The organism is Ningiella algicola, assembly GCF_028401415.2.
In the GTDB taxonomy this organism is placed as follows: Bacteria; Pseudomonadota; Gammaproteobacteria; order Enterobacterales; family Alteromonadaceae; genus Glaciecola.
This window is the reverse complement of sequence record NZ_CP171821.2, coordinates 2,632,288-2,656,519: the sequence shown is the minus strand read 5'-3', so window position 1 is coordinate 2,656,519 and position 24,232 is coordinate 2,632,288. Positions and strand designations below refer to the sequence as shown.

At 43.9% G+C, this 24,232-nt stretch carries 26 protein-coding genes; 16 read left to right on the top strand and 10 right to left on the bottom strand.

The annotated features are described in order from the left end of the window. The first annotated feature begins 384 nt into the window (after window positions 1–384). On the top strand, window positions 385–1,356 hold the full coding sequence (locus tag PN836_RS11440) for a DUF4350 domain-containing protein (RefSeq protein WP_382407693.1): 972 nt from the start codon (window positions 385–387) through the stop codon (window positions 1,354–1,356). Window positions 1,357–1,759: 403 nt separating this feature from the next. On the opposite strand, the gene PN836_RS11435 is transcribed toward PN836_RS11440, so the two are convergent. Next, complete coding sequence (locus tag PN836_RS11435) at window positions 1,760–2,383, bottom strand: tyrosine-type recombinase/integrase (protein WP_395338429.1); 624 nt, start codon at window positions 2,381–2,383, stop codon at window positions 1,760–1,762. A 97-nt stretch (window positions 2,384–2,480) separates the two neighbouring features. On the opposite strand from PN836_RS11435, the gene PN836_RS11430 reads away from it, so the two are divergent. Next, window positions 2,481–2,726, top strand: coding sequence for a type II toxin-antitoxin system ParD family antitoxin (locus PN836_RS11430; RefSeq protein WP_395338427.1), 246 nt, complete (start codon window positions 2,481–2,483; stop codon window positions 2,724–2,726). Next, window positions 2,726–2,968 (top strand): type II toxin-antitoxin system RelE/ParE family toxin, encoded by a 243-nt coding sequence (locus PN836_RS11425; RefSeq protein ID WP_395338425.1) that lies wholly within the window; start codon window positions 2,726–2,728, stop codon window positions 2,966–2,968. The genes PN836_RS11430 and PN836_RS11425 overlap by 1 nt, the downstream gene beginning before the upstream one ends. Here the strand turns inward: PN836_RS11425 and istB are convergent. From istB to PN836_RS11410, 3 genes are all read right to left on the bottom strand, one after another. Next, the gene (istB, locus tag PN836_RS11420) at window positions 2,956–3,702 is read right to left on the bottom strand and encodes an IS21-like element helper ATPase IstB (RefSeq protein ID WP_395338423.1); all 747 of its coding nucleotides are present in this window, start codon (window positions 3,700–3,702) and stop codon (window positions 2,956–2,958) included. The genes PN836_RS11425 and istB overlap by 13 nt on opposite strands. A gap of 8 nt (window positions 3,703–3,710) precedes the next feature. Continuing rightward, window positions 3,711–5,246, bottom strand: coding sequence for an IS21 family transposase (gene istA, locus PN836_RS11415; RefSeq protein WP_395338422.1), 1,536 nt, complete (start codon window positions 5,244–5,246; stop codon window positions 3,711–3,713). Between the two features lie 491 nt (window positions 5,247–5,737). After that, on the bottom strand, window positions 5,738–6,229 hold the full coding sequence (locus PN836_RS11410; RefSeq protein ID WP_395338420.1) for a VOC family protein: 492 nt from the start codon (window positions 6,227–6,229) through the stop codon (window positions 5,738–5,740). 125 nt (window positions 6,230–6,354) lie between these two features. Between PN836_RS11410 and PN836_RS11405 the strand changes: the two genes are divergently transcribed. Continuing rightward, window positions 6,355–7,242 (top strand): LysR family transcriptional regulator, encoded by an 888-nt coding sequence (locus PN836_RS11405; protein WP_395338419.1) that lies wholly within the window; start codon window positions 6,355–6,357, stop codon window positions 7,240–7,242. Window positions 7,243–7,548: 306 nt separating this feature from the next. On the opposite strand, the gene PN836_RS11400 is transcribed toward PN836_RS11405, so the two are convergent. Then, window positions 7,549–7,695 carry a type II toxin-antitoxin system RelE/ParE family toxin gene (locus PN836_RS11400; protein WP_395338418.1) on the bottom strand — a complete coding sequence of 49 codons (147 nt, stop codon included), beginning with the start codon at window positions 7,693–7,695 and terminating at the stop codon, window positions 7,549–7,551. Window positions 7,696–7,905: 210 nt separating this feature from the next. On the opposite strand from PN836_RS11400, the gene tnpA reads away from it, so the two are divergent. From tnpA to PN836_RS11380, 4 genes are read left to right on the top strand one after another with little or no spacing between them, the layout of a single operon-like run. Next, window positions 7,906–8,178 (top strand): IS66 family insertion sequence element accessory protein TnpA, encoded by a 273-nt coding sequence (tnpA, locus tag PN836_RS11395; protein WP_395338416.1) that lies wholly within the window; start codon window positions 7,906–7,908, stop codon window positions 8,176–8,178. Continuing rightward, window positions 8,178–8,513 (top strand): IS66 family insertion sequence element accessory protein TnpB, encoded by a 336-nt coding sequence (gene tnpB, locus PN836_RS11390; protein WP_395338414.1) that lies wholly within the window; start codon window positions 8,178–8,180, stop codon window positions 8,511–8,513. The genes tnpA and tnpB overlap by 1 nt, the downstream gene beginning before the upstream one ends. Before the next feature lie 23 nt (window positions 8,514–8,536). Beyond that, window positions 8,537–10,126 (top strand): IS66 family transposase, encoded by a 1,590-nt coding sequence (tnpC, locus tag PN836_RS11385; protein WP_395338412.1) that lies wholly within the window; start codon window positions 8,537–8,539, stop codon window positions 10,124–10,126. Between the two features lie 7 nt (window positions 10,127–10,133). Beyond that, the gene (locus PN836_RS11380) at window positions 10,134–10,469 is read left to right on the top strand and encodes a hypothetical protein (protein ID WP_395338410.1); all 336 of its coding nucleotides are present in this window, start codon (window positions 10,134–10,136) and stop codon (window positions 10,467–10,469) included. Here the strand turns inward: PN836_RS11380 and PN836_RS11375 are convergent. Continuing rightward, the gene (locus tag PN836_RS11375; RefSeq protein ID WP_395338408.1) at window positions 10,461–10,565 is read right to left on the bottom strand and encodes a ribbon-helix-helix domain-containing protein; all 105 of its coding nucleotides are present in this window, start codon (window positions 10,563–10,565) and stop codon (window positions 10,461–10,463) included. The genes PN836_RS11380 and PN836_RS11375 overlap by 9 nt on opposite strands. Before the next feature lie 493 nt (window positions 10,566–11,058). Here PN836_RS11375 and PN836_RS11370 point away from each other — a divergent pair, with 493 nt between their 5' ends. The 6 genes from PN836_RS11370 to PN836_RS11345 all read left to right on the top strand — a co-directional run bounded on the left by PN836_RS11370 (window position 11,059) and on the right by PN836_RS11345 (window position 18,846). Further along, window positions 11,059–11,910 carry an alpha/beta hydrolase gene (locus PN836_RS11370; protein ID WP_395338406.1) on the top strand — a complete coding sequence of 284 codons (852 nt, stop codon included), beginning with the start codon at window positions 11,059–11,061 and terminating at the stop codon, window positions 11,908–11,910. 372 nt (window positions 11,911–12,282) lie between these two features. Next, window positions 12,283–15,099: a cyanophycin synthetase gene (gene cphA / locus PN836_RS11365; RefSeq protein WP_395338404.1), complete on the top strand. Its 2,817-nt coding sequence runs from the start codon at window positions 12,283–12,285 to the stop codon at window positions 15,097–15,099. 32 nt (window positions 15,100–15,131) lie between these two features. Next, complete coding sequence (locus PN836_RS11360; protein ID WP_395338402.1) at window positions 15,132–16,838, top strand: Mur ligase family protein; 1,707 nt, start codon at window positions 15,132–15,134, stop codon at window positions 16,836–16,838. Between the two features lie 138 nt (window positions 16,839–16,976). Continuing rightward, complete coding sequence (gene vapB / locus PN836_RS11355) at window positions 16,977–17,207, top strand: type II toxin-antitoxin system VapB family antitoxin (protein ID WP_395338401.1); 231 nt, start codon at window positions 16,977–16,979, stop codon at window positions 17,205–17,207. Beyond that, a complete protein-coding gene (gene vapC / locus PN836_RS11350; protein ID WP_395338399.1) occupies window positions 17,207–17,614 on the top strand; it encodes a type II toxin-antitoxin system tRNA(fMet)-specific endonuclease VapC in 408 nt (135 codons plus the stop codon). The genes vapB and vapC overlap by 1 nt, the downstream gene beginning before the upstream one ends. Window positions 17,615–18,225: 611 nt before the next feature. Beyond that, window positions 18,226–18,846, top strand: coding sequence for a hypothetical protein (locus tag PN836_RS11345; RefSeq protein ID WP_395338397.1), 621 nt, complete (start codon window positions 18,226–18,228; stop codon window positions 18,844–18,846). 35 nt (window positions 18,847–18,881) lie between these two features. Here the strand turns inward: PN836_RS11345 and PN836_RS11340 are convergent, their stop codons facing one another. From PN836_RS11340 to PN836_RS11330, 3 genes are read right to left on the bottom strand one after another with little or no spacing between them, the layout of a single operon-like run. Then, on the bottom strand, window positions 18,882–19,781 hold the full coding sequence (locus tag PN836_RS11340) for a homocysteine S-methyltransferase family protein (RefSeq protein ID WP_395338395.1): 900 nt from the start codon (window positions 19,779–19,781) through the stop codon (window positions 18,882–18,884). A gap of 9 nt (window positions 19,782–19,790) precedes the next feature. Continuing rightward, entirely contained in the window at window positions 19,791–20,645 is an 855-nt protein-coding gene (locus PN836_RS11335; protein WP_395338394.1) for a phytanoyl-CoA dioxygenase family protein, read from the bottom strand. A 38-nt stretch (window positions 20,646–20,683) separates the two neighbouring features. Beyond that, entirely contained in the window at window positions 20,684–21,586 is a 903-nt protein-coding gene (locus tag PN836_RS11330; protein WP_395338392.1) for a DMT family transporter, read from the bottom strand. Between the two features lie 136 nt (window positions 21,587–21,722). On the opposite strand from PN836_RS11330, the gene PN836_RS11325 reads away from it, so the two are divergent. Both PN836_RS11325 and PN836_RS11320 read left to right on the top strand, forming a co-directional pair. After that, window positions 21,723–22,583, top strand: a complete 861-nt coding sequence (locus tag PN836_RS11325; RefSeq protein ID WP_395338390.1) for a hypothetical protein — start codon at window positions 21,723–21,725, stop codon at window positions 22,581–22,583. 16 nt (window positions 22,584–22,599) lie between these two features. Next, window positions 22,600–23,079, top strand: coding sequence for a hypothetical protein (locus PN836_RS11320; protein WP_395338388.1), 480 nt, complete (start codon window positions 22,600–22,602; stop codon window positions 23,077–23,079). A 22-nt stretch (window positions 23,080–23,101) separates the two neighbouring features. Here the strand turns inward: PN836_RS11320 and PN836_RS11315 are convergent, their stop codons facing one another. Further along, window positions 23,102–24,205 (bottom strand): Gfo/Idh/MocA family protein, encoded by a 1,104-nt coding sequence (locus PN836_RS11315; protein WP_395338386.1) that lies wholly within the window; start codon window positions 24,203–24,205, stop codon window positions 23,102–23,104. Window positions 24,206–24,232: the final 27 nt, after the last annotated feature.

The following is a 24,232-nucleotide window of genomic DNA, read 5'->3' as shown; positions in this document are numbered from 1 at the left end:
TTCGAAAGATGATGATGTGTTCATTGACACTTAATGAAAAACATCCTTTACGAAGGTCGACTCTATTTTTAAAGGCTATTTGCATTCTAAGGTTGGAAACAGCTATTTCTTGCACCGTGGCAATGTGTCTGTTTTGTGCAAAAGTGGGTTGGATTGTTGAAAAACTAAGCTAAGTTAAAGTGCTGGTTTGTTCGCATTGCGGAAGCTGAAGGCTCAATCACCTTGGGTCAAAAACCAGCGATTTTTGTCTGCTAAGTTGAGCACAGTAGTATGAAAGGTATTAATGGTTTATGACTGCAATACCCTCGATAAGCCGACATAGTGTTGCTAAAAGTAAGAGTGGTTGCTAGTCTTCGGGTTATATTTTTCAAGTGTTGGCTAAAAATGGCATTAATGTCAAAAAAAATAGTTTTGTTTGTTACAGTCCTGTTCTTATTTTCATGCTCTGATATTGATGGTTCACCTCAGCAGGCTGACCCTGATTTTATCCCCAAAAATCTTAAGCAGACTTTTTCCAACGTCGATAACCCAAGAGTATTAATCGATGAAGCACATAACAATTTTCATACTGCTAGTGGGCGTTACAAAGCCTTTCAACAGGTACTAGTTAGCGATGGCTATACTGTCAAACCTAATAGGAAAGTTTTCACTTTAGATGTTTTAAAAAACACTGATATCTTAGTTATTGCTAATGCACTCGACACAAACAGACATGATTGGATGCCGCCATTTGAAGATGCTTTTCAGAAAGCAGAAGTTCAGGCGATTAAGCAATGGGTCTCTGATGGCGGTTCTTTGCTGCTAATAGCCGACCATATTCCATTTCCAAAAGCTGCTGAATCATTAACTAGCGCATTCGGTTTTGAATTTAGCAATGGTCATGTCGATAAAGCACTGTTTCGAATTAAAGACGGTAGTCTCGCGAAGCATGCAGTTACGAAGTCATCAATCGACTTAACCAATAATATTCAGTTGAATGCGTTCAATGATATTAGTGAGCCGAATCCTTCTGAGTTTGGCTTTCTCAAGCAAGTAAAAACCTTTGGAGGCTCCGCTTTTACTCCACCTAAAAATGCGAAGTCTATTTTGACATTAGGTAGTTGGGCTTTTTCAAGAACACCGGAAATACCTTTTCAAATAAAGGCAGAAACCCCAAAGATATCTATGGATGGTTGGTCTCAAGGCGCTATTTTAGAGTTTGGTAATGGTCGCGTCGCGGTCTTTTCTGAAGCAATGATGTTCACTTCTCAATTATACGTTCCTACAGGCGAGAAAATGGGTCTGACATCGAAGGGGGCGGAAGACAATGAACAATTTGTAATAAACGTCATGCATTGGTTAAGTGGATTAATTTAAAATGGCGATTAGAGCTATCAACAAAATGTAGAACACGATGCCAACAATACTAGGGGCTGTATACCCTTTTGTAGACTCTTCTTTTATGGCTTTAAATTTACTGTAACCATAAAAAGGGAACGCGATTCTACCGAACGACAAGACTCGTAGGATTGAAGCGCCTGTTACGTACATCAAAAATTCAAAAGCGACTGCCAAAAGCATGCCATTTACTAATTCGAATAAAATACCCATAGTGCTTTTCCTGTAAAACGTTTAACCAAAGGGTGCTTTTTTCGGGTGAGGTTAACTGAACATCTCAAGCGCTATTGAATAAAAAAGGAGTCAACTTCCGCTTTGTCTCACATGCTTAGTTTTAAGGATTTGTAGTGTCTCAATTTGAAAGAGAAAGAACGAATACTCATCAACAATCAATTGATTCTGAAATTTCCAGCGCATCGTCGACTTCAATTCCCAAATATCTCACCGTACTTTCAAGTTTTGAATGACCAAGCAGTAATTGACATGCTCTCAAATTCTTTGTCTGTTTGTAAATCAGTGATGGTTTTGTCCGTCTTAATGAATGCGTTCCGTAGTTAGCAGGATCTAATCCGATTGACACGACCCACTGCTTGACAATTCTTGCATATGCTCTTGTCGTCAAATGCTCGGAATTACGATTTCGCGATAGAAAAAGGAAGTCGTATGAGTGCAAGTCGAACTTATCAATAAGTGCTTTTAGGCAAGCTCTCGTATCTTTTGTGATTTCAAATTGAACGGGTTGCTGTGTTTTCTTTTGAACAATCATGGTTCGTGATTGAATTGACGACCCGTGCGCAACATCACGTACTTTAAGTGACAATAAGTCACAACCTCTTGATTTACTATCAATAGCCAAGTTGAAGAGGGCTAGGTTTCTCACCTCTTTGTTCATTTCAAGCCTTGCTCGGATTGCAAATATTTGCTGAAGCCTGAAAGGAGCTTTTTGACCGACAAGCTTATTCTTATTCCACGGTTCTTTTTTGCGATAAATAGCTAACTCATACATAGTCATTTCCATGTAATTGCGTGTGAGTAATTTCTTTGCAATAGTTGTTCCACCAGTGGTAGTATTTTATCGCACCGAGTAAAAAGAGACAGCATCAATGGGCATGGTAAAAAAGAGTATTACACTCACATCACAGCAGAACGAGTGGATTCAGTCACAACTTTCACAGGGTCGATATGCCAGTGATAGTGAGTTGTTGAGAGATTTGATACGCAAAGAACAAGAAAAGTCGAACCAGATTGACTCTCTAAGGCTGGCTTTACTGGTTGGAGAGCGAAGTGGTTTATCAAGTAGAAGCGCAGAAGATATTCTAAAAGATGTATTAAATGCTAAGGCTGATTAATGCCAGAATATAGACTTACTAATGCAGCCGATGAGGATTTAGAAAAAATCATTAGATATGGCATTAGGCATTTTGGTGAAAGCTCTGCAATTCAATTTTATGAAGGATTACTGTCTGTCCTCAACGCCATTACAAACTCGCCTGACCAATTGCGTATTTCGGTAAAAACAGTCAGTCATTTCGGTTCTATCCGATCGCTTCATAACCTTCTTTTCTCCCAGCCTTCTTTTTACCCTAAGTGATCGGATTGGTCTAGTTTTCTCATTGACTCCCCAGCGAGTTCGATGCGATGACTGTTATGCAGTAATCGGTCAAGTAGTGCGTCAGCAACGGTCGGGTTTGCTATGAGCTTATACCAGTCTGTCGCCGGTATTTGGCTAGCAATAATAGTGCTGGCGTTTTGATAACGGTCCTCCATGACATCAAGCAAGTCGTTGGCTTGTCGAGCATTTAGCTTTTCCATGCCCCAGTCATCGAGTATTAGCAGCTTTTTCTTGGCAAGTTGCGCCAGTTGTTGACGGTAACTACCATCGGCATGGCCGATGTTAAGCTCATCGAGTAACTGACCTAGTCGGTAATATTTAACGCTGTGATGCTGCTCGCATGCTTGTTGTCCAAGCGCACAGACTAAATAGGTTTTACCGCAACCGGTTGCCCCTGTGATAATGACGTTGTGCGAGTAATGCAGGTATTGCCCGCTGAGTAAGGTCGCTATTTTTTCCTTGCGCAGTCCTCGTGCTGCTCGGTAGTCTAGATGACTGGCGTGCGCATCTAAGCGCATTTTTGCCTGACGTATTAAGCGTTTGATTTTAGTATTTTGACGGCAGAGTATTTCGTGCTGTGCCAGTAAGCCAAGGCGCTCTTCGAAGCTCATATCCTCATATGTCGCCACTTGTGATTGTTGCAGCTCAAGCGCTTGGCTAAAGTGCCCAAGTCGCAGTGAGCGCAGTTGCTCTTGCAGTGCTTGTTGGTTCATGATGTTTCCTATTGATAGTAATGTTGTCCACGGATATTGTGGTGTGTGACAGGTGTGTCATCTTGCTCGGGTGCTTGATGTGCCGCTTCTTTGCGATGATTGAGTAGATTTACCACCACCGTGCGATGTGGCCGCTCAAGCAGTAAGGCTTTTTGGCAGGCGGCCTCTACGCGGGCATTGCCGTATTGCTTAGTGAGATGCAGTATGGCTAAACAGCTTTTAATCGCTTGCTCAGGGTGTTTACGGCTTTGGATATGCCACTCAACCACGCCACGAGCACCCGCGCCAATATTTTCAGCCCAACTTAATAGGCGCTCTGGACCGAAGCGCTGCTTCACATGGCTATGTGGCATATGCTCTTTAATGGTCGTAAATCCGCCGTCTTTAAACGTGCGAGCATGTTGCGCGACGAGCTGGTTGTGATGATAAATACACACGATATTGGCACTGACTTCTAGCGTGACAGTGTCGCCGACTAAACCATTAGGTACAGAGTACGCATGCTTTTCATACAGCACATGGTAGTCAGGGCCGACCTTGGCGCGTTTACTGTCGATGTATTCATAAGGGCATGCGGGTAAACTGCCCAGCGCGGGCTTATCTAGCAACTCGAACTGCTGTTTGCGTGAGCCAGGATACATGCGTTGTTGACGGTTATTTAAGTCCTCCATTAGGGTTTTGATTTTAACGTTCAAGTCTGACAAGGTGTAAAACACATAATGACGCAAGCGCATTAATACCCAACGCTCAACAATCAGCACGGCATTTTCAGCTTTGGCTTTATCTTTGGGTTTATAAGGTCTAGCGGGCATGATGGCCGTGCCATAATGCCTTGCCATTTTAGCGTAATTTTCATTCAGCGTAGGCGCGTAAGGATGAGCTTTAATCACCGCTGACTTGAGGTTGTCTGGCACCAACAGGCGCGGCACGCCGCCCATATAATTGAACGCACGCACGTGCGCCATTATCCAATCTTCTTGCTTTTGTGAGCGGCCCGCTTCGACATAGGTGTAATTGGTCGCACCTAGCGTCGCAACGAATATCTGCGCGTGATATCTGATTTCCCCCGTATCAGGGCTAACAATGGGAACTGTTGGGCCGCAGTAGTCAATAAATAACTTATCGCCGGCAATATGATGCTGGCGCATGCTGCGTTTTTGCTTTTTAAGCCACGACTGATAGTGCTCGCAGAATTGAGTGTATCCGTAAGCGGTGGCGCTATCTTCTTTACAATATTCTTGCCATAGCAGCAGCTTGGTCATATGCCGATGCTTTAGCTCAATTTTCATTTTCAGGAAGTCAGGTAGGCGTTTCTTGCGTTTAGCCGTCGCAGCAGTATAGAGATTGCCTTCAAGTTGCTGATCGCTTAGGCCCTCTGGTAGTGGCCATGTTAAATCACTCGATTTAAATCGCGTGAGGACTTCACTCACGGTAGCGGGGCCAAGGCTCAGGCATTTGCCAATATCGCGATTGCTCAATCCTACCTCAAACTTCAAGCGCAGGACGTCTTTTACTTTTCTCATTTCAGTTCTCTTTCTAGGCATGGCTGCGTATTTCCTTAACACTGACGTTAAGGCATAGCTTACCAATTGATTTAACTAGAAAAAGAAGGTTGTTTCGGCATTCCGATCACTGATTTCGGAAAAGTGCTCAATTTGATCGAATAACACCGAAATCGGTGATCGTTTCAAATCGAAATCAATGATCGGATTGAAACGAAATGATGGATCGATTTCGACCGAAACATGCAACCAATACCCTTTTGCGTTTACTGCACACGAAAAGTTTCAAAAAGCAGTCTACGAATCATATGCAGTTTTTTTTGTACAAAAGCCTGAATACATAGAAATTACAAGGGTGCTCCGTAAAGAAAACTTCAGTCAATTGATTGATTATTAATCGGCTATTTGTCTATATACAGTATTTAATCGGTTTGTTCGCATAGCAGACTCTCAGACACTTTATTAATTTAAAAATGTATCGCTACAATATTGGTCAGATTTAGACAAGGGAGAGACATACCCCCCCCTTTACCTTATTCGTAGTCTGTAGCGTAAGTGTCTTCATATGAATGAGAGTAAAACTCAAATAGGTTGCCAAATGGGTCTTCTAAATAAACCATTTGTGCTTGCTTTAGTTCGTCTTCCGGATGGTAACGGTGGATATCCATCCGGACTTTGCCACCGTACTCTTCTACACGCTTAATTGCTGTATCAAACTGCTCCTTTGGTAACTGCAAACAGAAATGAAAGATGCCAAGGCGCGAAAAATCAACTTTGTGACGTTCTTCGCGCTCAACCATCTCAAACATTTCAACACCGATACCATCAGTTGTCACTAAGTGAGCAATATTAAAACCCTTGAACCCTTCACCAAATACCGCAGTACACATGCGTCCGATAGCTGATTCTCGCTCTTCTATAACCTTTGTGTTATTCATTACAACCCGCAGACCCAACGCTTTCGTATAAAACTCAACCGCTTTGTCCATATCTCCAACCATAATACCAACATGATTCATCTTCATAATTTACCTCCGGTTGTTGCTTAATGCTAACTCGACTTGATGAGCAAACTATACAGCTGCTTTTTGATTAGTTAAAATTATCTATTATTATTAAAGTGATAAGAATAAATTATTAAAGAGTGATTATGCTGAATCCAGTCTGGTTAAAAACATTTATTACGCTTGTCGACATAGGACATTTCACACAAACTGCTGAAAAGCTTAATATGACTCAACCGGGAGTTAGTCAGCACGTCAACAAACTAGAAGAAGCATGCGGGTACAATTTAATTAAGAGAGAAAAAAAGTCATTTTCAATTACTGAGCAAGGTCGATTAGTGTACAACCATGCAAAAACATTAATCAGAGTCGAAAACTCTCTCTTTGAGCAGCTCAGCTATGACGACCCTTTTTCAGGAAAATGCAGCTTGGCATGCTCTGGTTCAGTGGCATTGTTTCTCTATCCAAAGCTATTAAAACTTCAGAATCAACACTCCAATATTCACATTAATATGAAGGCAGCGCCAAATCATGAAATTTTAACTGACATAAAAAATGGTATAATTGACCAAGGAATTGTCACCGACATACCGAATGAAAGTTTCTTTGATTTTGAAGAGCTTGGAAAAGAAGAACTGTGTTTGATTGTCCCACAAGAAGTAAATGTTAATAATAGCTGGGGTCAATTACTTTTAGATTTGGGTCTAATTGACCATCCGGATGCCGAGCATTATTTGTCGATGTATTTTAGGCAATCAAAAAAAGAAGATTTAACTCAACTGGATGTTACCAGCATCCGTGTCATTGGTTTTATTAACCAAATCAATCAAATCTTGGAGCCATTAGCTCACGGTATAGGTTTCACAATATTACCCAAAAGTGCCGTAGACTGCTTTCATAGTCTCGAACGATTAAAAGTATTGAAGCCACAACAACCAGTCGTGGAAACTTTGTATTTGGTTCGCAAAAAAAACAAGGTGCTACCGGCTCGTTATGCTAGTTTTAACTCAATAATTCAGAAAGCTTGGTCGTAAGTTCGCCTTTCGCTCAATGCAGCCTTAGAAATTATGTAAACCGTCCGCCCGCAAAACGTACAAACCAGAGCTACAAATTATGAAATATTTATTCCAAATAATAATATCCCGAGTTACCGGTTTGTCTCACGAGCACCATTTCATATAAATCATAATTTCAGAATTAGTCTATAGTCGTGAGCGACCGCTTTGCACGAGTAACTGCCATTTATAAGTTAAATTCCAACCAATAGATGTTTTTGAGATCACTGCAAGTTTTATAGATTTCCAACCCTAGAATGCAAATAGCCTTTTTAACTAATGCGTTTAATGGTTTTTCGCCAATCGCTCAAATTGACTTTCAATGTCATCCAAATAGATATCTCTCTGATTAACACCCCACTCAGTCTCTGTGTAAGATCCAATATTTAGTAGGTCATCAAACGCTTGTTCTGAGACCTTATAAGCTGTCACTATCGAGCATCCAGTTCGCGCTTTACTGATGTCATAGAGAAGTTGGCAACATCAGGACTCTGATCCTCATCGTCAATAAGCTTGCGACGTTGTGTAAGTTTTGACTTTGCCTGCTTTTCTTGTAATGTAAGCGATCAAAATAGACCGTTCTTCACCCACTCGTAAGCATAATTTAAGATCGCGTCATTGATAAATACAGGAGACCTATCAATGACCAGACGAACAAGTGAAGAATGGCAACGCCTCATCGACGAGCAAGCCGTTAGCGAGATGACAATCCAGCAGTTTTGTCAGTCGCGCAACATCAATCAATCTACGTTTTACCTGCAACGCAAAAAGCGCAGTGACAGTCACTTAGCGCAAGCGCCATCTCAGTGGTTGCCGATTGATACGAAGTCAATGGCCTTGCCAGACACGCGCCAATGGCAAATTGAGCTAACGCTACCAAACGGTGTCGTGCTGAATATGAGTACTGATGGCTGATGTTGTCCTCTACCAATGCACGCATTTGGTTGTATTTGGGCATTGCCGATATGCGCAAACAGTTTGACGGCTTGGCGGCCTTGGTGAAACACCAGATGCAACTGCCTGCGCATGCAGGCGATTGGTTTGTGTTTGTGAATCGTAAACGCACGATGATGAAGGTGCTGTATTATCATCAAGGTGGGTACTGTTTGTGGTCAAAACGACTGGAGCGCGGCACCTTTGCCAAGGTGGCGGGTAACGATGGCAAACTATCGCTCAATGCCGCGCAACTGCAGTGTTTAATAGATGGTATTTATTGGCAAAAAGGCAAACAAAACAAGCGACTTAAGTAGCTGAATTCGCTATACTTCGCGGCATGAAAAGCGCCTCAACCAGTATACAAAACAGCACGCATATTCCTATCGAAGAATATGAAAAAGTGCGTGCGCAAATGGCAGCATTACAGCAACAAGTTGACTGGTTTAAACGCCAATTGTTTGGGCGCAAATCAGAAAAACACATCATCGATAATCCTGACCAAGCCAACTTGTTTGGTCAAGCTCAGGATGAAGGTTTACCGTCTGCGCCTAAAAAAGCCGTCAAAGGCTATGCGCGTTCAGTCAAGCAAAAAGATGAAAATAACGTCAATGACACTGGTCTTCGCTTTACTGATGATGTACCGACAAAAGTGATTGATGTCCCATGTCCGGAGCTTGAAGGTGAAGATGCAGATAACTATGAGGTCATTGGCGTAAAAGAAAGCCATCGCTTGGCACAATTGCCAGGCAGCTATCAAATTCTCATTTACCGCAAAAATGTACTCAAGCACAAAGACAGTGGGGATATCCAATCGCCTAAAACACCACTTAACGTACTAGAAGGCACCTATGCCGATGTGTCCTTATTAGCAGGGCTCATGGTAGATAAAGCGGTTTATCATTTACCCCTTCATCGCCAGCATCTGCGGATGTTGCAATCGGGGGTCACGCTATCACGCGCTACCCTAATTAATTATGTTAGCCAAGGGATTGATTTACTGACCCCCATTGCCACCGCCGTGCTGAGTAATATCCTCACCGGGGGGAACATCAGTATGGATGAAACGCCGATGAAGGCGGGTCGACAATCCTCGACTCGCCGCAGCCGCAGCCGCACATCAAGCCAACCATCAAAAACAATGAAGCAAACCTACTTCTGGCCGATGTATGGTGAGCAAGATGAAGTGGCCTTTACCTGGTCGTCTTCTCGCGGTAAACAACATGCAATGGAGCAACTAGCAGGCTTTAACGGCACCTTGTTAAGCGATGGTTATGCGGTATATAGCCAAGTCATTGATACGCTTAATCATCAAGGTCAAACAATTACCCATGCAGCGTGCTGGGCGCACACGCGCCGCTACTTCGAAAAAGCATTGGATTATCACCCTAAAGAGGCGCAATACGCCTTGGCTGAAATACAAAAGCTATACAAGATTGAAGCGCACATACGAAAACAGGCACTTAATGCCGAGGATACCGTGCAATATCGCCTTAAACACAGTGAGCCTATCATTACTGCATTATTCAAATGGATATACGAGCAGCGCCAGAGACCTGAATTACTGCCTAAAGACCCGTTAACCAAAGCACTTGCTTATGCCTATGAGCGCCATCATGAGTTAAAAACTTACCTCACTCATGCGCAAGTCAGCATCGATACGAACCACTTGGAGAGAGCCCTGCGCGTTATCCCTATGGGAAGAAAGAATCACTTGTTCTGTTGGAGTGAACTAGGCGCAAAACAGCTTGGCGTCTTGCATACACTCACCGTGACGTGCAAATTACACAACATCAATCCGTATCACTACTTGGTGGATGTACTGCAGCGCGTCTCACAACATCCGGCAAAAGACGTTATCGATTTAACCCCTCGGCGCTGGAAAGTCCTGTTCGCAGACAAACGCCTGCGCTCAGATATAGAAAAGTAAGCACACCATGACAAATAAAGACATCAAAACCACGATAGACATCAGCCATTTATCCATTGACCAACTATATATACTCAATCAATTTGTATGTGAGCGCATAGATACCCTGCAAAAGCAGCAAGACGAAGCCGCGATTGCCATCTTACGACCTGGTATGAAAGTGCAATTTACTCATGACGGCACGACAGTCACCGGCACGTTACTTAAGAAAAACCGAAAAACGGTGTTGATTGCCAACGACAACGCAAAAACACATCACAAAGTACCGGCAGGCATAGTCAGGCATATTAGCGCTGCACCACTAGACCTAAATCAAACGGTTGTAAAGAACGGTCTAAAATGATCGCTTACCTTGTAATAGCCTAATGGCCTCTCGAATAACTTCGCTCTGACTACAATAATCACCGGCACTAACCAGAGTATTGATAAACTCATCCATTTTGGGGCTAGGTTAAAAAGTAATTGTTCGTGGCATTTGGTAATATCCATGTAAGTAAAATTCTTACAAAAAACATGCTTTGAAAAATGGATTTCAGCAAATTACTTTTTAAGTGAAAGTTGAATATCTGCGGGTAAATACATTGATCATATAGCTGAATGACTGCTCAAATAGTATATGACCATAGAAATCCAGTATGTCCCCTATCGAGGGCTTTGCGCTCATCCCTAACGCGGAGTCAACAGCATTAATTTGTCAACTTGAGTCGGATAGAGAGTATCTATTTGCAGCATTCTAAAGAAGATGGCTTCACTAATTCCAACGAATTACTACTTTCAGCCAAATACCAAGCAATTGAAATTTCCAACTCTAGAATGCAAATAGCCAAAATATTTAACCCTATCAGCAACGAAATGCATTCAAAGGCGTACTGTTTATTACCTTAAGTTTCTTTTTTGGTGGCGCAATGCTGTTTACATTAGGAAATATGAGCATGAGAAAAAAGTATCTTCGATTCTTCGTTTTGTTATTTGCTTCGCTATTTTTCACAGCTTGCTCTCAGTTGCAGTTCGCTATTGTAAACGCGCCACTATCGTTTTCAGACACAGAGCTAATAAAAAACATAGTCTTTACCGACAAGTCCAAAGATATAGGCCTTGACATAATCTCTCCCAGTAATCCGATGAATGCGCCGGTGATCGTCTTTTTTTATGGCGGTAGTTGGAAAGAAGGAGCCAAAGAAAACTATCACTTTGTCGGTAATTATTTTGCCGAGCTTGGTTACATTGTGGTTATACCCGATTATAGGAAATATCCACGAGTTAAATTCTCAGATTTTATGGAAGATGGTGCTGAAGCACTGGAGTGGACCAACAATAATATTGCAAAGTATGGTGGCAATAGAGGCGCAATTAATGTTATGGGGCATTCTGCTGGCGCACTTATTGGTGCATTGCTTGCAACAGATGAAAGGTACTTACACGCTAAGATAGAAATAAAGTCTTTCATTGGTTTATCAGGGCCTTATGATTTTGTACCAACCGAGGAAGACTTTGTGGATATGTTTGGCCCACCTGCTAACTATCCTAATATGCAGGTTACGACATTTATAGATGGTCAAGAACCGCCGATGCTATTCGTCTACGGCGAAAAAGACGATGTTGTAGGCCGTAGCAATTTGACGAAATTGTCGAAGGCCTTGGAAGATGAAGGCAATGTATTTGAAACCATATTCTATCCCGATTTAGACCATGCTGATACGGTTGCCAGTCTCACTTGGATATACGAACATAAGGCTCCCGTCGGCAAAGAAATAGCAGCTTTTATGGACAAGAAAGCTCAGTGATACACCTTAGTGCATAATAAGTGCTAGTTGGCTTTCATTTTTGTGCCAATTTAGATTTTAGTGCGCACTCAAGTCTGTTACTAAGGTTGATGCCAAATCGCTCTGCACCATCGGTAAGCGTTTTGTAAATGGAATATTGTGTATGCAATATCAAGAGCGCTCGAATAATTACGATCAAGAGTTAAACACATCATTGATCAAAACAATAATCTCCTTTGACTTTTAAACTGTTCAGTTTTTCAGTAGATTGTAGATGTCTCGCTTAGTTTTATTTATCTCTTCAACATATCGTTGTTTACTAAACGCCAGATTAAAGCTGAATAACATAATTGAAGAACTGATGTTCTAATCACTCTAATGGAAAATATGCGTATGAAAATTCTTAGTAAAAATGTCTATGTCGGTCCCAATATTTACGCAAATTTCCCAGTGATTCGCTTTCAAATAGATATAGGAGAGCTTGAAAACTGGCCCTCTATGAAATTAGGAGAAGAGTTTGTTAGTGGTTTGGTCGACGCGCTTCCATCGCTTCAGCAGCATGGTTGTTCATACGGTGAGCCGGGTGGCTTTATTCGTCGCTTGCGCGAGGACGAAGGTACATGGATTGGTCACATATGGGAACATGTCGCGCTGGAGCTACAAAATTTAGCGGGTTCAGATGTTGGCTTTGGTCGCACCAGAAGTTTGGGTGAAGTAGGTTGCTACAATGTCGTATATCAGTATCAGCAGCGAGATGTAGGTTTAGAAGCGGGTGCACTTGGTATGAAGTTACTCACGCATTTAATGCCTGAAAATGTCCAAAAAGCCATTGACGCTAACATTGAAGAAGACTTTGATTTTGCTGACGAGCTCAATAGTTTTGTGCGCATGGCTCAGCGCAAAGAATTTGGCCCGAGCACAGGATCTTTGGTCGCCGCAGCCGAAGAGCGCGGTATTCCATGGCTACGTTTAAACGAATACTCATTAGTGCAGTTTGGTCACGGTAAATATCAGCAGCGCATTCAGGCAACCGTCACTAGCCAAACCAAGCATATCGCGGTTGAAATTTCATGCGATAAGGAAGACACCCATAACTTACTCAACGACTTAGGCCTGCCCGTGCCCAAACAGCTTATGGTTTATTCAGCTCGCCAAGCTGTCAGAGCAGCCAATCGTATTGGATATCCTGTTGTCGTCAAACCGCTCAATGCGAACCACGGTCGTGGCGTTTCCATTAATTTAAGCAGCGACGAAGAAATTGAAGCGGGTTTTGCCGAAGCGCAAAAGTTCGGAACGAGCAAGGCGGTGCTCATTGAAAGTTACTTAACAGGTCTCGATCATCGAATGCTGGTGGTGAATAACGAATTGGTGGCAGTCGCCAAACGCGTCCCAGGGCATGTGGTAGGGGACGGCATGAACACGATTGAACAACTAGTGGATATAGTGAACCAAGATCCACGCCGCGGTATTGGTCACGAAAAAGTGCTCACGCGCCTTGAACTAGACACGCAGGCCGAAAGGCTAATGGCAGATGCAGGTTATGATAAAGATACCGTATTAGAAAAAGACCAAATATTTTATTTGCGTTCGACAGCTAATTTGTCAACCGGCGGCACCGCCATTGACGTCACCGATATTGTGCATCCAGACAATCGGGATATGGCCATTCGCGCTATCAAAGCTATTGGCTTAGATGTCGGTGGCGTTGACTTTTTGACTGACGATATCAGCAAGTCATTTAAGGAAATTGGCGGCGGTATTTGTGAATGTAACGCAGCGCCCGGCTTTAGAATGCACGTTGCGCCCAGTGAAGGTACGCCGCGCGATGTAGCGGGTAAAGTCATCGATATGCTCTTCCCAACCGGTAGCAAAGCCAGTATTCCAATTGCAGGCATCACCGGCACTAACGGTAAAACCACGACCTCTCGCATGCTTGCCAGCATCATGAAATCAGCAGGCTACACTACCGGTATGACATCTACCGACGGGGTTTATATTGATGGGCATTTGAGTGTGAAGGGGGACATGACAGGCCCCACCTCTGCGCAAATTGTTTTGCGTGACCCCAACGTAGATTTTGCGATTATGGAAACCGCACGTGGCGGCATTTTGAAGCGCGGCTTAGGTTACAAAAGCTGTGATGTAGGCGCCTGTTTAAATATTAGCTCAGATCACCTCGGTCAACGCGGTATCGATACCCTTGAGCAACTGGCACAAATCAAGCGCGTGGTGGTTGAAGTGGCCAAAGATGTTGTGGTACTTAATGCGGATGATCATCATTGCTTGGCCATGGCTGATTTCTGTAGCGCGAATCGTATTTGTTATGTCACCTTAAATCCTGGTCATGGCTTGGTGCGTGAACACATTAGAAGCGGCGGCATGGCGGTAGTGCTAGAGCAAGGTATCAACGGTGACATGATCACGATTTACGACAAGGGCGCCCACATTCCTTTGCTGTGGACTCACCTTATTCCCGCCACGATAGAAGGCAAAGCGACTCACAACGTGCAAAACGCCATGTTTGCTACTGCTATGGCATACAGTTTTGAAACTTCTTTGGAAGATATCAGGCAGGGGCTTCGTATTTTCAACACCTCTTTCTATCAAGCGCCGGGACGTTTGAATATTTACGATGAACATCCGTTTAAAGTGATTTTAGACTATGCGCATAACCCTGCCGCAATTAAAACGATTACCGATTTAGCGACGCGTCTAGATGTTGTTGGCAAACGCCGCATTGTCATGGCCATGCCGGGTGACCGACGTAACGAAGACTTTGTTGAAGCGGCTAGCATTATTGCAAACCATTTTGATGAGTATATTTGTAAAGCGGATGATGACAGACGCGGTAGAGGTTTTGATGAAGTGCCTACCATTCTCAAAGACACCTTGGTCAAAGAAGGCGTAAGCGAGAACGCGGTGCAAATTATTCCCTCAGAAAGTGACGCAGTTGAAAAAGCGCTTGAGGACTGTCAGAAAGGCGACTTACTGATTATTTTAGGTGACAACATTACGCGCTGTTGGAAGCAAATTGTTCACTTTAACAGCGGTGAGACAGCGGAAGCAGTTGGCGAAACGCCCTCTCAAGACTTCCCTGAGAAACTTTACGAACCGGTAGAGCATAAGTTTGAGCTAAGTGCGGGTGAGTCTATCGTGAAAGACGATCGCGGCGTGCGCTTGGTAATCGAACGCGATGAAGATTCAGACTAGGCCTGTCAACGCAAAAGGCAAGGGAGAAACAAATGCAGCTTGAGCTTGATGAGGTTCGCCGCTTAACTGGCCCAAATCTTATTTGGGATAAGCCCGGAGCAATCGTTGATGTGCTGTTCTCGGATATCGATGCCAATAAAGTGCTCTCTTGCTGGATGCGCTGGGCACAGAGATTTCTAAAGGACTTTGGCTGGAATCCAGAGGTACAACATCGATTTTATGAAGGCGGTGCCAGTTTTGTGCTGGCTGCAAATATGGATGAACTTTATACCGCATGCGAGCTAGCTGAACTTGCATGGGACTGCGCAGCGGCTGAGTTACAGCATTCGGTTTTACCTGATTGGCAAGGGCGCCTATATGAGCTTAAGTCTGAGTTAGCTGAAGAGAAAAACGCCGCACTTTTGGTACTAATGGATGCGGCAAACAAGCATCAAGTGACTTGCATTAGCGATGACGATGAAGTGAGTCTTGGCATGGGCGCTTCAGTAGATGTTTGGCCTGCCCGCAGTTTACCTGATCCCCAATCGATTGACTGGGCAAAATATAGTGACATACCGCGTGCTTTTATTACCGGAACAAACGGCAAATCCACAAGTGTTCGCTTGGCTGCACAAATCGCCAAATGTGCAGGTATTAATGCAGGCGTTACGTCGACTGACTTTATAAAAGTGGGCGATGAAATTATTGATACTGGCGATTATTCAGGCCCGGGCGGTGCGCGCATGCTACTCAGAGACAAGCGCACCGAAATGGCATTCTTAGAAGTGGCGCGCGGTGGAATACTGCGACGCGGTATTCCCGTTGAATCCGTTGATGCAGCGCTAATCACCAACGTTGCCGCTGACCATCTTGGCCAATACGGTATTAATACGGTGGAAGAGCTTGCTCAAACCAAGTTTGTGGTTGCAAAAGGTTTGCAGGGCATTGGTTGTTTGGTCGTAAATGCGGATAACAAGCTAGTGGTTGAGCAGGCTAAGGTCATGCATGCGCCTTTGTGCTGGTATAGCATGGATGAAAACAATCCACTGATTCAAAACCACATAAAAGCGAACAAGCCTGCAGTGTTTGTTAGAAACGATTCAATTACTTACATGGCTGGCAATGGCAACTCCAGTGAAGAGGCTAACATCATTGAGGTATTGCCCCTTAGCGATATTGCAATGACAATGAACGGGAAGGCCGCGCACAATGTACAAAATGCGCTTGGCGTAGTGGGCTTATGTATGGCGCTTAAGCTTCCTTTGCAGGCTATCAAACAAGGCTTGAAGAGTTTTGGTAGTAGTCCCGCCGATAATCCGGGGCGAGGCAATATTTACAAAGTGAAAGGGGCAACCGTAATCGTCGATTTTGCGCACAATGAACACAGTATGCGCGCTATTGTAAACACCGCTAACTTATTACCGCATAAGCATAAATTTGCCATGTTCAGTCATGCCGGAGATAGAAGCGATAAAGAGATTCGGGATCTTACCTTAGCCGTAGCCGGTTTCAACGCAGACGCGTATGCGATTGCAGAACTGGAGGTATATTTGAGAGGTCGCGAATTAGGCGATATTCCAGCTATCGCACAAGCATGCTTGCTTGAACAAGGCGTGTCTCCTGCACAAATCAAAGTGACCGATACGCCACTAAACGCGGCAAAACTGTTAATTGAGCAAGCAAGCGAGGATGATTTATTGCTGCTTTTTGTGTTGTCAGATCGTGAACAAGTGCATGATTATTTAATGAGCCAAATCTAAGCGCACATTGTTAGGACACTATATTTTGCCCAGTCAATCCATTGGCATAGGCGCCTACTTGCAGCAGATTGTATATCCTCTTTACATATCCATCACTTTCACTATAATGAATATACAATTTGTATATGGTTGTTAATTATGGTCCAAACACGAGTTTTTAAAAGTAACAAATCTCAAGCGGTAAGGCTTCCTAAGGCCGTTGAAATGCCTGAAAACATCAAAGATGTTGATGTGGTCGCTGTAGGCAATACCCGTATCATATCGCCAGCTGGCACAGCTTGGGACGAATGGTTTGAGGGTGAAGGTGTTTCAACTGATTTTATGGAGTCACGTCTACAGCCTGCCCCGCAAGAGAGAGAGTCCTTTTAATGCTGAAATATATGCTGGATACGGATATGGCTATTTTTACCATTAAACGTAAGCCAACTCATATCAGGCGCCTTTTTAATGCGCACATTGGTCAATTATGCATATCTGCGGTTACTTGGGGAGAGTTGATCTGCGGCGCTGAAAAATCGCAACAAGTGGGGCGGAATTTAGCCGATTTGCAAGGGTTTTCAGCTCGGCTTGAGATATTGCCTTTTGACGAGCAGGCATCAAACCACTTTGGCCAACTTAAAGCTGAGCTTGAGTTGAAAGGTAACAAGATTGGTGGCTATGACATGATGATAGCCGGTCATGCTCGAAGTAAGGGCTTAATACTAATAACAAACAATATCCGTGAGTTTAAGCGCGTTGAAGGTCTACGCATAGAAAACTGGGTTGAGCAAGCGTAGCGAATCGTTAAGTGATAATCCAAAAACGTCAGTGATGCAGGCGATTATGCTCACATTATGCCCTTGGCATTTCTCGCACTTCGCGCGTCAGTCTCCCGATAATATTAATGTTGAAAACTCGTTCTAACTAGCCGGTTATCGGGCGTTGAGCCCACGACATCCCCATAGCATTGTAAAGTTTATCTGACTGGTTATTTTCTTTATTAGCCAGTTCAGGGCTATCACCTGCCCGCTCCTTGTGTATTTTTCCACGCTTTGATGCGGTGACTTGAGCTCTTATATTACTGTTTGGCGCGAATACTCCAAAAAAACGCGTGAGGTTGAGTCTAGGCGGAGGAATCAGGCAGCCAATTTGCCAATACAGTCAACGGGGCGATGCAAAAATAGAAATGCTATTAAGTATTTTCGACACTGCAGTTGTTAGTTTCTAAGAACAGATAGTTCGCTTTTTATACTGCCATCATAAAATATCCGATCTTGACAAGAATGTTGGCAATAGTAATATCCGAAATTGGTTAAATTTTAACCTAACTGTTTATTTCCATTCTCTGTAGTTCGACGATTAATTATTTCAGATTGATTTAGTATTAACAAAACAAGAGGTTATAACTATGAATTCAATTACTTTCGTTGTACTAATCGTGTTTCTTTTTATGTTTACCAAAACTGTATATGCCTCGCAGAATGTTGCGGTGAAACACGTCCCCGTCTTTAGCGATAAAAAGTTACTAGAAGAATTTGGTGAAAGTAACGAGTACGAAGCCATAGAGAAGCTCAATGCTCGGCTTAGTTTTGACAGCTTTTTGATGTGTACAAACAAAATCGAATTGACGCGTTGCCTCTCTAGGGCTACAACAAACGAGTACGTCATTTTTCTGAGCGACTATTCCGTTCACCGAATAAAGTATGAGTTTTCAATTGATAAGGGTAAATCCGAAGCTGTGGATATACTCGGATTGAACGACGCGGAAGCGATTTTCATGAAACAATTGGTACTTGAAATAAAAGTGGAGAAGGACAAGCTTTCACTTGGCTATTATAAAAGCAATGGAGCTGATTTTACTGAAAACAAAATCTTCAGTGAACCAATGCCGGCTCCATACGATGAGGTAAGGGGTTTCACTTCTTCTAGCTATTCGTACGATATTTACCCAAATGGCTGTGGTTCACCCTCAAGCCCGCTGTTAGCTGCTGCTATACCTGATTGGCCATTCCGAGCGGCTTGCGATTGATCTGGTCTAATAGATCTGGACACAATTAACAATACTCAATGCTCATCACACAACGCTTCATGGATTCTACGAATATGCTGTGGACCAATCTCACAGCATCCACCAACAATGCTTGCACCTCTGTTTACCCAATTTATTGCATGCTCCGCATACTTTTGAGGACTGAGGTCTTTTCTGGAGCGTAGATGCTCAACCGTATCACCAGGGTAGAGTGTTTCAACACAGGTAAATCCATTTGCATAGGCGCCCACTTGCAGACCAGAGATTTGCATTAGTGGCCAGCAAGCATCGATAGCTTCAGGTTTACTGCAGTTGAGAAGCACAGCGTCTGGCTGTAGTTGCTTAATGGCATCTAGCGCATCGCTGAGGAGTTCGCCACTTCTAAGACGTCTGCTATCTGATGTGATACTCGATGTATCTTGAACCGACAATGCCACCCACACCAACTTGTCACTCTCTTTAGCCGCAGTGCAGGCAGCGAGCGCTTCGGTAATGGATGACATGGTTTCGCAAATCACAATATCGCTTGCAGCAGATTGTAAATCCATTAACTTGCGATATTCGCGCAACGATTCTGAAAAGGTTAGGGATACTTCAGGTCTGTAGCTTGCCACCAAAGGCGGTAAGCATGCTGCAATCTTAACGTGATCTATTTCGGCCATATTGATCGCGTCTTGTGCAGCCTGCATAGCACTGTTATGTAAGTTTTCGAGCTGGTCAATGTAACCTTCACGCGTCAACCTTGAGACTGTTGCGGTGTATGTATTAAGAGTAATCACGCGCGCGCCAGCTAGAATAAAATCACGGTGTAAATCACGCACTAAGTCTGGCTCATTTAACATCACGTCGGCTGACCACATAGGTGTCACTTCGCGCGAACTTCGGCTCAATAATTCTTGGCCCATGCCGCCATCTAATAAGGTGACTTTGCTCATACAATGCGACTACTTGTTCTTAATAATCGCATTCCAATCCAATTTGTCGTTATGTGAATGTGTAAATCCCATTGCACGTTCTTCTGCGATGGTTTGTTCGTCTCGAAATGCCATAACGTAGGTTTTGCGCCATTTATCGCTGCGGTTGCCACCAGAGCCATGAACAATTCGCTCATCATGAACAGTAACATCACCACGATTGACGATAAGATGCTCCACGTGATCATGTTCACTATCTTCAATGACCAATGCATGCGAGTTATCTCTTGTAGCGTTATCGTCGCTGTCTTCGTGTATTTTAGGCAGGTGGCGGCGAAGCGTTTTTTCTTTATTTGAGCCGGGAACAACTTGCAAGCACCCATTTGTAAGGTCGGATGGCGAGAGCGCTAACGAAAATGTCGCCGTCCATGTATTGCTGGTTTTTGGCCAATAACCTAAGTCTTGATGCATAGAAAACTGAGCACCGTGTTTATTCGGTTTTTTCGCTAAAAACTGTTCATAATCTAGCGCTGCCGTTTTTTGGCGGTAGAGCTGATTGGCAATATTTTGTGCAACTTTATAGAACACATTATTGGAAAGCTCAGGTCGATAGGTGCTGGGCAACATGGCGTTGATAAGCTGAAAATCCTCAAGCGCGGTGCCATAAGGTTGAGACATATCGCAAAAATCGCGCGCCATTTTGCTGCGTTCTTTACCGCTGATAAAGTGCTCAAACCAAGTGTCGATAAAGCAAAGCTCTTTTTCGCTGAGCACATTGCGAAGTACAATGTAGCCCTGTTGATCAAATTGTCTGATATCGTCTTCAGATATCAAGTAAGTGTCGCCCTGTCGGGTATGGATGTGTTTGGAATGTGTTACCTGCATGTTGCTTTAGACTCGTCGTCAGTTGTTGTAGTGGACAGTTAGTTTTCGCTCACGGGATCTTTAGACATCAATACTACTAATGCCACTCCCCCTAGAATGCATATTGAAGCTAACACTAAGCGTAAACCAATAAGTTCTTGTAGCCAAATTGCACCGCCAATAATCGCAATCACAGGCACTGTTAGTTGCAAACTGGCCGCCGATGCCGTTTTCAGCTCAGGTAAAGCACTATACCAAATAACATATCCCAGCCCCGAAGTAACTGCGCCTGACACGATTGCAAGCAATACGCCTTGAATTGACGCCTCAATTTGAGGCAACAACACTATCGAAAGGCCAATGCAATAGGGCACCGCGCGAATAAAATTTTCGGTGCTTGCGCGAATGGCTTGACTCGATTTAGCGCCTTTTAAAGAATAAATGCCCCATGCAACACCGGCTAATATCATAAGCGTGGTGCCAAGTAGTGGCGGTGCCGTTAATCCCGGAGAAAGTAAGTAAACTAAGCCGAATATGGCAAATGCAAAGCCTATCCACTGCAAGCGCAACAGGCGCATGCCCCGCATGATACCTGCACCGAGCATTGTCAATTGTACGCTAGCGAAGAGTATCAGGGCACCTGTGCCAGCAGGTAAACTTACATATGCAAAAGAGAATCCCGCTGCGTAGATAAATAGTGAAAGGCCGCTGAGCCAGTCGCTATAATTGAAGCGCAAAAGTGGCGTGGTAGGATTCTTCGCGTGCGAAGAGCTGCCGCTTACTTGCTTGCTCAAAAGCAAAATGATGGTCAGCGCGATAGCGCCACTTGCGATGCGAATGAGCGTGAAACTTGCTGGATCTATTTCGCCGCTTTCCAGCGCCAGCCTGCATAATATTGAATTACTTGCAAAAGCGAGTAATGCAAGAGAGGTTTTTGTAATAAGCGCAAGATTAATTGTCAAAGCGGTGAATATCAGTCCTAATTGCTTTGTGTCCCATTGACCCTACAAAATATAGTGATATTCTGCAAACTCAGAACCAATTATTTGTTGGTATAGACTTAAATGAACCGGCTGGGGTTCAAAGGTGAAGGTAACCATGCGACATATTGTTGTACTTTGCGTGTGTAGCTCTTTACTAGTCTTGTGCATCAGGGCCGCGTACTCTGCAAATGTAACGCTGTATCACTCATCCCCCGCTTTTGCCGAGATGGTCAACACCGGAGAGCTAGAAGGGGTCAGCGCTAAAGTGGCGCTGTATGTGCTTGAAAAAGTGCAGGTGCCCTATCGCATTAACTATGTCGTCAATTCTCGACTAAACCGTTTGTTAGATGATGCAACACGTCCATCCTGCGCATTGTTTAGGCTAATTACCCCCCAACGTAAAGAGACGTACTTAATGTCTACCCCTATAAGCGTTGGTGTTAGTCTAAGGGTGTATTCAAAAATATTACCTGGCGAATATCCCGATCATATTTTTAACGAGCTTGGTGAGCTTAAGTCGTTATCTGCGCTAATGTTGGCCTTCCCGAACAAAAAAATGATTGTGCTGGATCATGCCTCGTATGGGGAGCTGCTGAACGAACAGATTGCAGGTTTATCAGAGCAGCAAGTCTTAAGACTAAATGCCAAAGACATGCACCAAGTAAAGATGAAACTCTTGCTTCGCGACAGAGCGGATTTTGCAATTATGTTGCCTTCTGAAGCCTTTCACAATAGCAGCAAAGAAGATTTCGCGATGCTGCACTCATTTGAAATTGAAGGGCTTAGCGAAGCACGCTTCTCTTCAATAAATTGCAATAAACACCCTTTAAGCTATCAATTTATGAGTGAATTCAATCGCGCGCTTGCAGACTTTTATCAGACTGAGCTATGGTTCGATTTTCATGCAGAGCATTGGCCTCAGCCGTATCATGACTCGCTGAAGCAACAGCTTGAGCGCGTCGTGCAGGGCAAGTAACAAAAAAGAGAACACAATGAAATGCCGCTATTGTCAAAACGAGATTGCTGATACCACCATTAAGTGCGGACACTGCCAAGAATACCCTGATGGCGACCAATGCGCTAATTGTTTCGCAACAGTGCCCAAAGGCGCACTTAGCTGTAGATACTGTCAAGCAAGTATGCCGCGCATGGCCGGTGCAAAAGAGAAAATCCCGCAGCTTGAAGTGAAAGCGGAACTGTTCCCTTCATTTTTGTTTCGTTTCCGACTCATTCCCCATGAAGTCACTACCGATGCTGAGAAGCTCACATTTAAAGCACCTGGCTTGTTTTACCTATGGACGGATAGCCACGAAATTCCCTGGAATAAGGTGGCTGGATTTAGCTATCGTTCCGGCATATTCTGGGACAAGGTTGAAATAGAAACGAGAGGCCAAAAGCCGAGTATCATTATTGGTTTGTCAAAGCCTAATGGCAGCAAAGTAAGGGCTATTCTACAAAGCTTAGAAATTTGAGACATGTATCGCGTCAGCAATGCTACTTTGGCAGAGCGTCTATTGTATGCGGTGCGACCTTCTTTCCTGTGCGCGCAGATTCAATTGCTGCAAAACATAGTTGCAAGCCGTTTAAGCTAGAGCTAGCGGTCGCAATGGGTTCAGCGTCATTTTCAATGCTATACAGCAAGTCGCCCATGCTGTGCCTAAGTGCATTTGGAAACCAGTCCTGTGCAATATTGACTTCTCCGCTTCCTTGATGATTCTGCAGATGCAACGTTTTCCCGCCAAGAGAAGCGCCCAAATAGTGAATGTTTCCCTGTGTTCCGCTAGCGTGAAAGCTTCCGCAATCTTCAAACCGTGCGCTTGCGCGCATGGCAATATTGATCATGACATCTTCATACTCGATAATAACTGATGCAAGTGAGGGTGCGCTAATGACTTGGCCCTCCCGCGTTTTTACTGTCGCATAAACGCTTTTAGGGCGCTTAGCGGCAAACATCCAAGCGACGATGTCAAACCAATGAATAGAAAAATCATAAAGAACAAGATTAGGATCCTTACCTAAGACATGGTTTTCTAACAGTTGATCGTGCCCCCAGTAGCATGCAAAGTCTAAGGCAAATACTTCTCCAATGTAGCCACGATCTACGAGTAGTTTCAGCGCTCTAAAATGTGCTGCCCAGCGGCCGTTATGATTTACTGCCAGCTTGACATGATGCTTCACTGCCAGCTCACTAAGTGCGCGTCCCTGTGCTAAGTATTCGACGAAAGGTTTTTGGCTAAGCACGTGCTTTCCAGCCTTTATTGCACGCTCCACATATTCAGGCCGATTGATCACGTGAATCGCTAAATCAACTACGATAACTTGCTCACTCACCAGCACATCATCAAAGCTGTCACTTGCAAGCGCGCTTGGAAAATATTCATCCCGAGTTTTCTGCGCATTTTCGAGTGTGTTGTCACAGATCATTACTATTTCCCATCCAGCCTCTTTGTATGCTTTCAGCTGCATTTTTCCAATTGCGCCACAGCCTACTATTGCAATACCCGCGCTAAGTTTCTTGGGCATGCGCGGCTTTGGGACAACTATATTAAGGGATTCATTTCCAGCAACACTGGTGTTATCGTCGTAAGGGTTCGACACTGTTCAACCTCTTAGTTTATTTTTTCG